At 56.8% G+C, this 13,206-nt stretch carries 14 protein-coding genes; 8 read left to right on the forward strand and 6 right to left on the reverse strand.

Features of this window, described 5'->3' with window-relative positions:
* The first annotated feature begins 76 nt into the window (after window positions 1-76).
* Window positions 77-916: a universal stress protein gene (locus ACNJX8_RS07485; protein ID WP_128944778.1), complete on the forward strand. Its 840-nt coding sequence runs from the start codon at window positions 77-79 to the stop codon at window positions 914-916.
* Between the two features lie 521 nt (window positions 917-1,437).
* Complete coding sequence (locus ACNJX8_RS07490) at window positions 1,438-2,769, forward strand: tyrosine-type recombinase/integrase (protein WP_439361831.1); 1,332 nt, start codon at window positions 1,438-1,440, stop codon at window positions 2,767-2,769.
* 627 nt (window positions 2,770-3,396) lie between these two features.
* Here the strand turns inward: ACNJX8_RS07490 and ACNJX8_RS07495 are convergent.
* From ACNJX8_RS07495 to ACNJX8_RS07505, 3 genes are all read right to left on the reverse strand, one after another.
* Window positions 3,397-4,494 carry a hypothetical protein gene (locus tag ACNJX8_RS07495; RefSeq protein ID WP_439360090.1) on the reverse strand — a complete coding sequence of 366 codons (1,098 nt, stop codon included), beginning with the start codon at window positions 4,492-4,494 and terminating at the stop codon, window positions 3,397-3,399.
* A gap of 291 nt (window positions 4,495-4,785) precedes the next feature.
* Window positions 4,786-5,316, reverse strand: a complete 531-nt coding sequence (locus tag ACNJX8_RS07500) for a hypothetical protein (protein ID WP_439360091.1) — start codon at window positions 5,314-5,316, stop codon at window positions 4,786-4,788.
* Window positions 5,317-5,576: 260 nt separating this feature from the next.
* Entirely contained in the window at window positions 5,577-5,933 is a 357-nt protein-coding gene (locus ACNJX8_RS07505; RefSeq protein WP_439360092.1) for a hypothetical protein, read from the reverse strand.
* Window positions 5,934-6,288: 355 nt separating this feature from the next.
* Here ACNJX8_RS07505 and ACNJX8_RS07510 point away from each other — a divergent pair, with 355 nt between their 5' ends.
* Both ACNJX8_RS07510 and ACNJX8_RS07515 read left to right on the forward strand, forming a co-directional pair.
* Window positions 6,289-6,438: a hypothetical protein gene (locus ACNJX8_RS07510; RefSeq protein WP_439360093.1), complete on the forward strand. Its 150-nt coding sequence runs from the start codon at window positions 6,289-6,291 to the stop codon at window positions 6,436-6,438.
* 58 nt (window positions 6,439-6,496) lie between these two features.
* Window positions 6,497-8,071 (forward strand): hypothetical protein, encoded by a 1,575-nt coding sequence (locus ACNJX8_RS07515; RefSeq protein WP_439360094.1) that lies wholly within the window; start codon window positions 6,497-6,499, stop codon window positions 8,069-8,071.
* Here ACNJX8_RS07515 and ACNJX8_RS07520 read toward each other — a convergent pair whose 3' ends face one another.
* From ACNJX8_RS07520 to ACNJX8_RS07530, 3 genes are read right to left on the reverse strand one after another with little or no spacing between them, the layout of a single operon-like run.
* Window positions 8,072-9,502, reverse strand: coding sequence for a ThiF family adenylyltransferase (locus tag ACNJX8_RS07520; RefSeq protein ID WP_439360095.1), 1,431 nt, complete (start codon window positions 9,500-9,502; stop codon window positions 8,072-8,074).
* A complete protein-coding gene (locus ACNJX8_RS07525; RefSeq protein WP_439360096.1) occupies window positions 9,484-9,873 on the reverse strand; it encodes a hypothetical protein in 390 nt (129 codons plus the stop codon). Before ACNJX8_RS07525 ends, ACNJX8_RS07520 begins: the two co-directional genes overlap by 19 nt.
* A complete protein-coding gene (locus ACNJX8_RS07530; RefSeq protein ID WP_439360097.1) occupies window positions 9,870-10,256 on the reverse strand; it encodes a hypothetical protein in 387 nt (128 codons plus the stop codon). The genes ACNJX8_RS07525 and ACNJX8_RS07530 overlap by 4 nt, the downstream gene beginning before the upstream one ends.
* Before the next feature lie 78 nt (window positions 10,257-10,334).
* Between ACNJX8_RS07530 and ACNJX8_RS07535 the strand changes: the two genes are divergently transcribed.
* The 4 genes from ACNJX8_RS07535 to hxsB all read left to right on the forward strand — a co-directional run bounded on the left by ACNJX8_RS07535 (window position 10,335) and on the right by hxsB (window position 13,169).
* On the forward strand, window positions 10,335-10,715 hold the full coding sequence (locus ACNJX8_RS07535; protein WP_439360098.1) for a helix-turn-helix domain-containing protein: 381 nt from the start codon (window positions 10,335-10,337) through the stop codon (window positions 10,713-10,715).
* A gap of 363 nt (window positions 10,716-11,078) precedes the next feature.
* Entirely contained in the window at window positions 11,079-11,369 is a 291-nt protein-coding gene (gene hxsA2, locus ACNJX8_RS07540; protein ID WP_439360099.1) for a His-Xaa-Ser repeat protein HxsA2, read from the forward strand.
* The gene (locus ACNJX8_RS07545) at window positions 11,344-11,703 is read left to right on the forward strand and encodes a hypothetical protein (protein WP_439360100.1); all 360 of its coding nucleotides are present in this window, start codon (window positions 11,344-11,346) and stop codon (window positions 11,701-11,703) included. The genes hxsA2 and ACNJX8_RS07545 overlap by 26 nt, the downstream gene beginning before the upstream one ends.
* Before the next feature lie 17 nt (window positions 11,704-11,720).
* The gene (gene hxsB / locus ACNJX8_RS07550; protein WP_439360101.1) at window positions 11,721-13,169 is read left to right on the forward strand and encodes a His-Xaa-Ser system radical SAM maturase HxsB; all 1,449 of its coding nucleotides are present in this window, start codon (window positions 11,721-11,723) and stop codon (window positions 13,167-13,169) included.
* Window positions 13,170-13,206: the final 37 nt, after the last annotated feature.

Genomic DNA, 13,206 nt, shown 5'->3' on the forward strand with positions numbered 1-13,206 from the left:
GTAATCTCCTAGGCGCCGTCCCAAGTGAAATTAGGCATCCTGCGTCAATGTTCACCGAAAGCACCGGGGGTTCAAAATGAAGACGCTCTTGGTCCCGCTTCGAAATATTTCGATGATGACATCCACGCTCGATGTCGTCGTAGGCCTCGCGCAACGTTCCGGCGCCTATATCGAAGGCTTTCCACTCCGCTTCGGCATGCCTCAATATGTAGCCGCGGAATTGGCCACCGGCGTCCTTTTAGATTCGTATCAAGTTAAGACCGAAGCCGAATTGAACGACATGCGCAACTTTTTCGAAGCATTCATGTTGAAGCACGATATTCCTCGAGCCACTGCGGGATCGCGTGGACCATGCTTCGGCTGGCTGGAGACCGCGCCGGAGGGCGAAGACGTTGTCGGAAGTTATGGGCGCGCTTTCGATCTGATCGTGATGGCACGGTCTGACATTGATGCTCCGAGCCCTCATCGTCGCGCGATTGAATCCGCGCTGTTTGAGAGCGGCAGGCCCGTCCTACTGACGCCATCGAATGCACCAAGAAGTATCGCGACAAATATCATGATCCACTGGAATGGTAGTACCGAGCAAGCTCGGGCAAACGCATTTGCCATGCCGTTGCTCCGTGTGGCCGAAAGGGTATCGGTCCTAACCGTCATTGGCGGCCAGGGGGTACCAGGACCATCTGCCGATCGGATCGTCCAGCAACTGCGGTACAATGACATCGCAGCCCATGTGACAAGGGTTGAACTGGAGAATCGCGAGACCGGAGAGGCGGTCCTCGATGCCGCCAGGGCTCAAGGCTGCGATCTCTTGATCAAGGGAGCCTTCACCCGCACCAGGCTGCGGCAAATGATATTCGGCGGGGCGACCAGCTATATCATGGAGCATGCGGATCTGCCTGTCCTGATGGCTCATTAGAGCCGCACGCAGGCCTCTCTCCGGATCATGCCATCCTGCCCGTGTTTTGCCCGACGTGTCAACCGAAATTCGGAAAATGCGTAACCCATTGTTTCCGCTCGCGTCCGCTACTGTGCATGGGGTTGTTTTTCCATTTTTTTGATGAGACGGGTGCGGACAGCCGCGAGTGGGCCGTCAGGCGGCCGCGATCGCTCGAAACTGGATGGTTCAGGAAGAAAAATGGTGGGCGCACAAGGGATCGAACCTTGGACCTCTCCCGTGTGAACCACAATCCGTAGACCTGAGCCAACCAAATCCGGCCATAGTTGAGGTGTAAAAACTCCTTTAATTGAAGGTGGTTACGGCCTTATGTCGCCATAAGAGCCCATAGGTGACCTTACTACATTTTGTATGCCCCCGCTGTGCCCGCCGTGGATTTTCCCTTGGGGCACAAAAACGGGGGAGGTCTGAGACCCGGTTCTGTTCGAGGACTGACTGCCGTTCTTGCGGGGCACACCGGGCACAGAGAGAGGGAAGGAATCATGACGGAGCCGGCCAACCAGCTGACACTCACCGATGCGGTGATCCGCAACGCAACGCTGCCCCCGGGTAAGGCCCAGCATTATCTCCACGACGACAAGCTCCCCGGCCTCGCCTTGCGCATGCGCGCCACCGGCGGCCGGACCTGGGTCTACCTCTTCACCAAGCCGGGGGTGAGGGGGACCCAGCGCAAGACCCTCGGCGCGTGGCCCAAATATAACGAGAAGGCCGCGCGCAAGGCCGCCACCATCGCCGCAGGCGAGGTCGTCAAGGGCTTGGACCCGAATGATGCGAAGCGCGAGGCGAGGCGGCAACAGGCAGCCGAAAAGCAACGCACCACGCTCGGGACGCTCATTGTTGAAGATGGTCCCTACCAGACGTCCTTGACCGAACGTCAAGTCGTCAACTGGAAGCCAGCAATGTCGGCGCTGCGGCGCGGGCTCAAGAATCACGCCGAGAGCGGCGTGGGGGACCTGACGCGACGGCAGATCATGGCTGCGGTCGACAAGATTGCAAAGACCGGCAAGCGCGGCGCAGCCAAGGACTTGCGCAAGCACGTGCATACCTTCCTCGAATGGTGCGTCGGCGAAGGTTACGTCGAGCACAACGTGCTCGCCGGCTATCGCGCGCCCAAGGAAACCCGAGCGCAGAGAGTCGGGCGCCGAACAAAGGGCCGCGCGCTGACCGATGAGGAGATCATCAAGGTCTGGGATGCATCCGGCAAGCTCGGGGCTTTCGGTCTCCTGGCACGCATGTGCCTGCTCGGCGGCCCGCGCCGCAGCGAGCCTACCATGATCGAATGGCGAAAACACATCATGGATGACCGTATCACGTTCGATGCGGCGTGGACCAAGATGGGGCTGCACCACGATGTGCCGCGCACTCATTTGGTTGACGAGGTGCTCTCGGCCGCGAAACATTTCCAGCGGGCAACCGCCGACTATGTCTTCCCATCACCAAAGACCGGCGGCCAGATGTCCGGCTTCACCAAGATGGTCAAGCGCCTGGTCAAAGAAGCGAGTGTCGCCAAGTTCACGATGCATGACTTAAGGCGCAGCTTGCGCACCATCATGTCACGCTGTGGCTACGACAACGAAATCCAGCGGCTGTGTGTTGGGCAAAAGCCTAGCGGAATCGATCAGGTCTACAATCACGACGAACAGTGGATCATCCGCAAGATGGCGTTCGAAGCGGCTCACGACTACATTGCGGAGTTGGTCGGCGCGAAACGAGTCGGCAAAATCGTGCGTCTGCAGCGGACGAATCCGCTTGATCCGATCAAGGCCGAGCTCCTCGGCCGTCTCCGTGAGCATTATGCGGCTGAGGCGTCTTAGTGGTCTTATCGCACTTGGCCAGATAGTCGCGCACCGCATCGACACGATAGAGGGGCCGGCCATCGACGTACCGCCATTTCAGCGGGTGGTTCGGATCGCGCCGCCACTGCTCCAGTGCTCCGGGCGTGCGCCGGATGACCGCAGCCGCCTCTAGTGCCGTCAAATTAGAGCTGCTCGGCAGAGTATCGATATCGAACGTCGCGGGCGGCGGCATGCCACGGTTCTTACGACGGCGCTTCGTAGCAGGCGGCATTTTCCGACTATTTGGCGACCCTGATGCCTCGATCCGAGTCATTTCGTCCTTGCCGCGCATGCTTCCGCCTCGAACCATGATGGGCCTGAGGCAATAAGAGCGCAGGCTGCTCTAGCAAGAAAGAAATCTAGAGCGCAGGTATGGCTGCTGGGTAGCCGTGGCGTACAAATAGGACGAATCGCCCTCTTTGCCGAAAGCATAATGAGCATCACTGAATCGGTGTGAGGTCTCTCTGGTGCGAAACCGGTTCGGTTGGCTTGGGACGCGACCTAGACCGTTTATTGCTTTCATTCCGACCTTCGGCTTCGTAACCTTCAGGTTGCTGGTTAAAATCCTGCTCGCGCAACCCAAGTCACAAAACATACTCTGCATGCTTAACCGTTGCTCGGTTCCAGTTCGATCGACTTCCAATCCGGCTTTGAACCAAGGCTGAGCAGCTTGTTCACGACGGCGACGTACAGCCCGAAGCTCTCTTCAAGAACCTGCTCGACCGGCTTCTTGTTTTTCGCCTTCAACGAGCCGCCGTGAGTTGCTTGGTTGCGAAGGTCGTAGAGGACAGCCATGCCATCCCTGTTTTTCTGACGCGTGGTGAGTGGACCGCCGATCAACTGCGCAGAACGGACACTGACTTTCCAGCTCGGGGGAGCATTGTCACCCTGATCACTTAGGGCTATCTCGAAGGCGAGCGCGAGATCGAGAACGCGATCTATGGGTTGCTGGCGAGACTGGCTAAGCCTGAAGCGCTCCATCGATCGAAAAACGCGCGCGCGGTAATCCTCGGCAAGACTCGCGTAGCGTCGGATATTCGCGTTCAGCACAGCGATATCGGTCGAGACCGTGCGCTTGACAGCCGGATGGATCTCAGGGAGCAGCCAAGTGAGGCTGTTTTCCCATTCCGCCCATTCAAGTTCGGTGTCCGCATACTCAAACCAGCAGGCGACGGCAATAGGATGACCAACAGCGGATGCTTGCGCCAACACAGAAAGTGTCTCGACCTTCCAGACCATCTCGTTCATCTTCAGGAACGCCGCGTTGTCGGCGCGGATATATGGGAATCCCGGCAGGTCCTCGACGAAAGCCGCCGATGGTTTGTCGAAATAGCTCTGCATCATCCATTGAGAGCCGTCATAGCAGCGCCTGGCTCGCTCGACGATTCGTCTCTTCATATGCGATTCCGGCAATGCGTCGAACGGCATCAGGCGAGATCGAGTGGACAGCCAAGCGTCCTGATCGACTTGCAAGCCCCAGAAAGCGGCTTTGAACCGTCTGGTGGTTTCCTGCGTTGTCATCAGACGGATCACCCAATCCACGGCTCCATCGATATCTTCGGCGTATTGAACACCCTTGGAAAATAGCCGTGATGCCAGACCGTACCCGTCAATGATCGGTCCCGAGCCTCCACTGAACAGAACCTTGCCGGCAACCGCCCTGTAGGTGGCGCAACTCTCGAATGCTGCCTCGAGTTCATCCATGGTCTCTTTGCTCGGGCCGCCTCCGGCCAATGTTGGCCTTGGCGTCTGACGCTAATAGTCAATCGAGGCCTTCCGTAGCGCGGCCGTCAGGATGCTCCTGTCGTTCTCGTGCATCACGGCTCTCCTTCATCGCGGAACGACAATGGTGCATCCATCACGATCCGACCGCGCGTTACAAGTTCACGTAGGCTTACGTTTGGTCCTCCCGTAAAGGTGTCAGAGATGCGCTCTGGAATCTCGAGGTCGAGCAACGCATTCGCGGGTGTTACAAAGGCGATATCGGTGGCTCCATCATAACTGCATGATGCCACGCCGAAGACTTGACCGGCCATGTTGAAGACCGGCCCACCACTCGAACCTCCATGGAGGTTGATGCTGGTGCGAAAATAAAGGCGGCCTAAGCTTTGCCGAAGGGCCGCGATCCTCGAAATATTCTTCCAATAGGCCATCGTAAAAGTCAGGCTGAAGGTGCAACGACTGCCCTGCCGCATCGTCAATGATCCGGTGCAATGGGTATGCCCAGGTGCTCACCGAGGCTCCGGTTTCTGGCGCCTTCGATGTTAAGGACAGAACCTTTGGTCGAATAACCTCGCCCGTGGCGTCGTTTACGAACTCGTAGCGCGGAATCCCGAACGCCACGTCTGCGGTTGGGTGAATGAAGAATTTCCAGATCGGAAGAAACCGAGTTTTGCCGTTGGGAAGGGTGTGGGCTACGCCAACCGAATCCGGCTCGGCGGCAAGCTGTTGTTCGGCCTCCAGGGCCACGTGCGCGGCCGTCGCGAAGCCGCCTTTTGGTTGCAAGTAGAAGCCGGTGCCGATCAAGGCAACCGTTGCAGGTGTTGGCCGCTTCAGAATGTTGCAAGTCGCCCGTCTGCGACTACGTCGTCGGCATTGTGCATGCGCCAGGTTCCAGCGGATGCGGTCCCCGGCAATGGTCTCAGGCGCGGTTCACTCATAGCAAAGAGGCTATTCTAGCCGAAGAGGTAGCGTCTAGATGATCGCACGCGGCGCTTCGATGAATGTCGGGGTTATTGGCTGCCCAGCGTGGAGCCGGTATCACGTCAGTGCCTCAGCGTGAGAAGTCAGGTCGAGATGTGCAACCAGCCTCCGTCGCGCCCTTGGCGCAGGATGATGAAATCCTCCTCCGATCCCATGTGTTCAACGAACGGAATCATGCCGCTGTTATTGAGATCGGGGGTTATGTCGATCATCCTCCCCGATGCGATTTCACGAACGACGCTGTGCGGCACGAACCAGTGGCCTCCCACCACAAGCCATCCGCGAACGACTTCATGGCCTGCATGACGCCGGGCGAATTCCTCGCAGTTTCCGTGACACGCATTGGGCTGGGCCAGCGGCTGTGGCTCGCGCGGAATCGCTGCGGCAGTTACGGCGCGCCTGACGAGCTCGTCGAAGTAAGCCTGCGTGCGTTGATTCATGACAAGACAGCTTATCGTAAGTCATTCCCGCTCTGGTAGCGGCGCGTGTTTGGCTGCTAGGATTTCCTCCCCTCCAGGGGATACCATCGCCGATCATATGATCGGCAGAGGGAACAGGAGCGGAACAAAATGCTCAACCGCTTATTATTCCGAGCAAATCCGCTGGAGGTGATTGACGTGCAACACCTATTGACTCTAAAGAACAGGATAGAGTCGATTCGACGTGCAATTTCGAAAGTGCTCGCCTAGTCTGTTCCAACGAGATCTCAGCAGCGAGATCTGGATCCTACGTAATTTAAGCAGTTGATGGAGCAGCAACCTGCCTAAGCAAGAAAAACCAACGCCACCGATTGAGGTGCCTGCTCTCACGCAAAGACGTGAGTTCAACCCAACCGATGCCGGCTTCTCTCTGCTGGCCGATGAGCAAACGCTGTTTGAAATCGAAGATATTCAAGACGAAGCGGTGAAGGCCGCTCAAGAGACACTGAAGTTTGCTTGGCGATAAGCCAACGCACATGAACGAAAATTTTTTGCCCTTTGTTTCATCCTAAAGTTGAGCGTGCATGAATGTTACGTTCGAAATTGGCCCGCTAGCGCATCCCACAGATTGGCAACAATTGGCATCGCTGCTCGGCGGTCCGTCGACCGTGGTGAACAGCGTTATTCACCACCTCATGCTTTCGAACGTAACGTCCTACCTGATTGAATCCCCATACATCGATCGCGACTACTCTGCCGACTATCGGTACTTCTATGCGCAAACCTTCAAGACATACGATCGGCACTGCAAACGCATTCATTTTTTTGCGGAAGATGTCGCCAAGATTTTTGCGATAAAGAATTGGGATGAACGCGTTGAAGCGCTAGAGGCGACCTCGAAGCGAAGCTATTGTGGGTTTTGCGTGCTGCGCCCGCTTCCCAATGCGTCGATTGGCCGGTCCGCATTAAAGATGCGGGGACCGGAGGGAAAAGACCTCGAATCCGTTATCACATGCCGGGCGGACATCCGCGCGAACTTGGCCGGGGCTGAACTCGACGTCAGTGGTGCAGCCTTTATGCAGCAAGACGCCCGTGTGGGTGCCTGCGCTCAGATCGCGATCTGGATGGGCGCGCGACATATGCACCAGCGCTACCGATATGATTGGCTCTCCGTTGCGGATATCACAAAATTTGCTGCGCCGACGACTCCCGAAGAGGCGACTTCACTTCCCGCAGGCTCCGATTTCCTGACATCGGAGAGAATGATTAGAGCGGTGAGCGAGATGGGATTTCAGCCGCTTTGCTTCAAGGGAAGAGACATAGGCGAACAGATCTTGCCGTACGTGGAATCGGGTCTCCCAGTCATACTTGGCCTTAACGTCCCAAGCGCACATATCGGACACGCTGTGACTGTGATCGGCCGTGTCTTCTCGAAAATCGATCTACCGACGTCGCGCCCTTTAGATTATGTGGCGGGCTTCATCGTTCATGACGATCAGGCTGGCCCGTATAAGGTTATCCCGACCACAGCCAACACCACGAATAAATTTTCTGTCGAAGACATTGTACGGCGCAAGACGCGAGCGGGCGATCTTCAGTTCGATGTTGAGACGCACGGCGTGTTTGCAATGGCGTTAATGCCGATGCGGGCTTTCTCTACGGCACGTGCTGCCGAGTTGACAGCTCGCAGACGTATGGAAAACGCTTTCTCGCAAATTGATCAACTCAAGGCGCTGATCAGCAAGTCAGGTACTGTCAATCCGCTCCTTGATGATCTTCTGGTTGCTCACAATAGCGGCACACTGCTCCTCAAAACCTATCTAACATCAGCCGAAGGTTATCGACGCCATATCGCCAGAGGCACCGCGTCTGATGCTTTAAAGGACGTCCTGCTTAAAATTCATCTGCCACATTTTACCTGGGTGACCGAGATATCGACGATTGATTCCTACAACAATTCGTCGGCCGGCCTCCGACGAATTTTCGGTCACAGCCTGATCGATGCAACATCGTCCGGGCGCGAAGTCGCTGGGCTGCTCATGTTACATCTGCCAGGCGTTGTATTTTTACGTGACGTAAATAAGCAGGACGCTGCCTCAGCACAGACCGCAGTCCTCGTTGAAAACGACAATCTCTATGACGGGCGAGACAAACGTTGACTATTTGACCCGCGTCGGCAGCGAAAAGAAATCTCCACGTCCCAATCGGCTGTCATCTACCGTCGAGCACTCAAGGCAGGTCATATCGCGACGTGGGCGATCATATCCCGCGGCTCCCTTACGAGAATTCCAGCGTAGCCAATCTTCATTGGCTTCGGGGTTCTTCAAGCCAGTAACGTGAAACAGAAACTCATCCGCAGCGTGAGCGCACGCGATTGCATTTAGAGTTATGACGCTTGGGGCGGTGACCTGAGGGTCTGCCACGTACGAGTAGCCCTGACGTGTCTCGTCAGAGATTGCCTCGTCCTGCAACCTTGCAGGATTGATCAGACCATTGCACCATAGACATCCATATCCAGGCATGACCTTGCGCGCCACGCAGAAAACGTCTCCCACCTCTCCTGATGAGGATAGGGGAACCTTTGCGCCAACTTGCACTCCGGGGACACCATACTGTTGCACAATGGCATTGAAGAGCAAGCGTGCACCCATCGTGTCGGCCGCCAGAAAAATGTAGTCGCAATCGACGAAATGCTTGGCGACGTGCTTGTCTAGGAAATTCGACCGAAGCGGAGTGACTTTTGCTGATCGATTTGCGCGGCGAATGTTCCGAGCCGCCATATCTACTTTATACCGGGCGAATCTGGTTTGAAGTTTCGACGGAAGCCAGTCGATAATCGCATCGATCCGGCGTGCTGCTATGAGCCGCGGCAAATTGGTGATCTCTGCTCGATCTGGATCAGCGAGAACGATTTCTCCAACACCAAGGCGACCAAGAAGTTCTGCGAGGATCGAGCCAGCGCCTCCGGCACCAATAATGCCCACCCGTAGTGAACGCAAGATTGCCTGGCCGGTGTCGCCGAACAGCCTTGCCTGACGATCGTATTCGACTACTGTATTGCTGACCACCGTCCGCGGCGAGGGATGGAGGAGTTCGCGCCTTTGGCCAATGACAACAGCCTCCATTAGAGGCGCACGCGTTAGCCCTTCGAACCACAGATCACCCGCGACAGCAGAATGAGCAAACACTAGGGCGCCGACAGGCATCCCGCGCGAAATGTCGAGAAGCGATGGGTATCCCCGCTCGTGAGAAGCGAAGTCGTCTGCTGAAAAGCCGACCGAAGTCGTTCCACCATGATTGTGAATGGCAAGGTAAGCGAGCTTGAGATCCCGGGCCCTCAGGATTCGGCTTTGAATGAATTCTGCTTTGAGCATGCGATAACCGCGACGCCCAGGTATATAGTCCTTGCCGTCCACGGCTACGTGGAGTTCTCGGGCAACGAGCTTGAGCCCTCGGTCGGTCTGGCATATGCCGGCAAGAATGATGGCGCCGTGTTCGTCGCCGTCCCCGGGAAAGAGATGGGCGAATAGCTCTGCCTTCATCTTTTCGGGCAGTATCAAGCGCCAGGGTCTTACTGAGATCGAAGCCATTGCAGAACCTTCAAGAGCTTAAGGCACGCGGTATCGGTCGCCGGATTCAATTTGTTTGATCGGCGTGAAATCTGAACCGCTGGCTGGTTACGAAACTGCGCCTGTCCTAGTCCCTCACCGAGAGGCTTGCCGTCGGCGCGGCGAAGATCGTGTCGAACAAAATGTGGATAGACGTCCGCATATGGGTATTGAAACGATATCAAGAAGCCGATCCAGGTGTCCGGCTGAGCCCACGGCTTTCCAAGCGGCACCTTATCCAAGGTGACATATGCGCCGCCGCTTCCGTCCGGGATAGCATTAAGCAGACAATCAGGAAGACTTGCCCTGATTTGCTCGATAGCCTTCATGATGATCGGCGTGATCTCGCTCATGAGTTGTCGTCGTTCGGAATCGCGAGAAACCGATCGCCTTTCTTGGCTTTGATGTAGTCCGTGTCACCTATCAACTCGGTCTTGCCACCGCCGACCTCGATGCTGAGGACGAAGTCGAGCTGAATCGGGACCTTCTGCTCGATAGCGGCTTGCTTGAGGCTCAGACCGGTCTGGTCCCTTCCGTGGACGACAACCGGGTACTTCTCATTGAAAATCACCTCGATGGATTTCTTGACCTCGAGCTCCTCGGCTTCTCGCTCAAGCTTTTCGGCTTCCGCCTCGAGCTCGTGAGCCGCTGCCTCAAGCTCTTCGGCCTTCGCTTCGAGTCTTTCGGCCTCAGCTTCGAGCTTCTCTGGTAAGTCGTCGCGTTCTTCGTCGGCCATGTAATTCTCCTATTGCGAGAAAGACCAAGAATTGCTAGAGTGAAATTAATATTGCACTTGTGGCGAGGAATTGCAAGAGTGAAATCGAAAAAAGATGAAGGCGCCCAATTTGACGTTGCTGCGCTGCACGCAGCATTGGATGCGGAGCGCCTAGCGCGGCGCATCACTTGGAAGGATGTGTCGGCTGGTTCGGGCGTAAGCGCATCTACCTTGACGCGGCTTTCTCAGGGCAAGCGGCCCGACGTGGACAGTCTTGCTGCACTGACGGCCTGGCTTAAGATGCCGGCTGATCAATTCATGACTCAACGGCCCAGAGCGTTCGGCAGTGCGAGTCCATTGGCTCAAATATCCTCGATCTTGAGGGATGATCCGGATCTGAATGAGGACGCAGCAGCCGCGTTGGATGAACTTATCAAAGCGACGTATGCGCGCTTACGCACGACGAAGAAGGCCAAATAGCTATGCCGAGGACTGGTCCAGCAGCGTAGCGTGCGGATCGCGGGCAGCCTCTCCTTCGTCATCAGCATCGAGATCGCTCCTTGCAGCACGAATCCTTGCGCCCCCTTATTCGCTCGGGGCTGCTATCACACAGAGGGATTCGAAATCGCAGGCTGCCAGCATTTCCACTGGCTCCGACCAAAACGTCACATACCTGACAGCATTTCGAAGAAAAGGTGCAACAAAATCAATGGGCGGAAGATTTCGGGGCGCGGGGAGCCGATCCGGATCGAGTGAGCTTTCGACCAATAGAACTATAGACTCTGCGCCATCGGAAGTTGTAAGAGTGCGTATTGTTTGAGCAAATTAAGAATTGGGGGCTATATGACTGACAAGTCAAAAGTTGTGCTTTCGCTTGGCGCTGCAATCGCATCACTCACCGGAATGTCGGTTCAGGGCGCGGAGGCCAAGGCAGCAGTTGCCAACGAACCAACCGCGGTAGCGGCCGAAAACACCGTCTCGAACCTTCAACCAAATGCCCATTACCAGGTGGGCGAGGACCTTCTTGGCTTCGTCATGACGAAGGAGGCCGATGGCACCATCGTGGCCCAGCATGCCTCCCATGCCTCCCACGCGTCGCATGCTTCTCATGCGTCCCATGCCTCCAGCCGCTAAGCTTCCTGCGGCGTCCCCGGTCGAGGTAGCTGTCGATTTCGATTCAAGCGTCCAAAGCCTCAGTGCTTTGGACGCGGCAGCCTATCGTCTGATCGGAACGGCGACCTGCCAAATTGAACGGGCGGGCGACCGCTATGTGTGCCGCCTGGTTTCTTCTGCCAATCCGCAAAGGCGAGCCGCGCTCAGTTCGGACGAACTGAAGGAACGGTTTCTGAATCTTGTCGCCGACGAAAACCTGCGGTCTCGCGTCGCTGAAAAAACCGAAGGCGTTCGGAACGTCATCCTCGCACTTGCCTTCGGGGCCCTGGCCGCTAACAAAAATGATGGCGGATAAAGTTCTGCCGGAGGACCATGGCGCGGTTTTCACCTCCTGAGGCGTTCAGCGCGGCAACCGGAGATCTTTCGTTGTTGCCGTTCAATTTTGAGCGCGCCGGCTCAGGCCAGTATCTCGTCTCCAACCTGGTCGGCGATTTCATCCGCCTGACCGAGGAAGAACTGCACAGGCTGGTCGACCTTCAGGTTCGACCCGGCGACGGCCTCTACGAAAAGGCCTATGCCGCTCATTTGGTTACCGGAACCAACCAGAAGGCGCAACGGCAGCTCTTGGCGGCTCGACTGAGAAGCCGGATGTCGTTCCTGCAGCAGACGACCCCGCTCCATATTTTTGTCGTAACGCTACGTTGCGAGCATTCTTGCCCCTATTGCCAGGTTTCGCGCCAAAGCACTGATCGCTCGCGCTTCGATATGAGCGAAGAAACGGCGATGCGCGCCCTGGACATTGCCTTCGCCAGCCCCTCGGCTCGCATCAAGCTTGAGTTTCAGGGTGGGGAGCCGCTTCTCAATTTTCCGCTGATCCGAACGATTGTTGCTGCCGCGAAGGCTCGGTCCGGCAAACAGCTCGACTTCGTCATCGCGTCAAACCTGGCCTTGCTTGACGATGCCATTCTCGGCTTTTGCAAGGCAAACAACGTTCTGCTCTCGACTTCCCTCGACGGTCCTGCCGACCTGCACAACAAGAATCGCCCTCGACCCGGTGGAAATAGTCATGAACTAGCCATTGCTGGAATCCGGCGAACGAGGGAGATTCTAGGTCCCGACGGGGTCGGGGCCTTGATGACCACTACGGAGGCGAGCCTCGATCGCGTCGATGAAATCATCGACGAATATCTCCAATTGGGGTTGGATGGCATCTTCCTGCGCCCGCTTTCTCCATTCGGTTTTGCCATCAAGACAAAGCAGTTCGCCAAATACGACGCGCAGAAGTGGCTCGCCTTCTACGAGCGCGGGTTACGCCGGATTTTGGAGATCAACCGACAGGGCACGCCGTTCCGGGAGTTCTACGCGACGCTGCTTCTCACACGGATGCTCTCGGACCGCCCCATTGGTTACGTTGATTTGCGCAGCCCGGCCGGCGCCGGCCTTGGCGCGCTGGTCTACAACTATGACGGCAGTGTTTTCGCGTCAGATGAAGGCAGGATGCTTGCCGAGACCGGTGATGACGCGTTCCGGCTTGGTCACGTGGACGACGACAGCTACGGTTCTCTCGTCCTGTCGGATAAGCTGATTGGTGCGATTTCGTCGTCGCTCACGCAATGTGCGCCCGAATGCTCGACCTGTGTGTATGAGAGCCACTGCGGAGCGGACCCTGTTTATCATCACGCCACGCAGGGTGACGCCCTTGGAATCAAGCCCCTGTCGGCGTTTTGTGCCCGGCAAAAGGGCATCATGGGCCTGCTGCTGGATATTGTGGAAAACTCCCCAGAGGATGCTGCCATCTTGCGACGGTGGGCCGCAGCATGACCCTTCCTCTCTATGGCACAGCCTCGCAGAGCGCTGG

This window comes from Bradyrhizobium sp. SPXBL-04, assembly GCF_051853035.1.
Classification (GTDB): Bacteria; Pseudomonadota; Alphaproteobacteria; order Rhizobiales; family Xanthobacteraceae; genus Bradyrhizobium; species Bradyrhizobium zhanjiangense.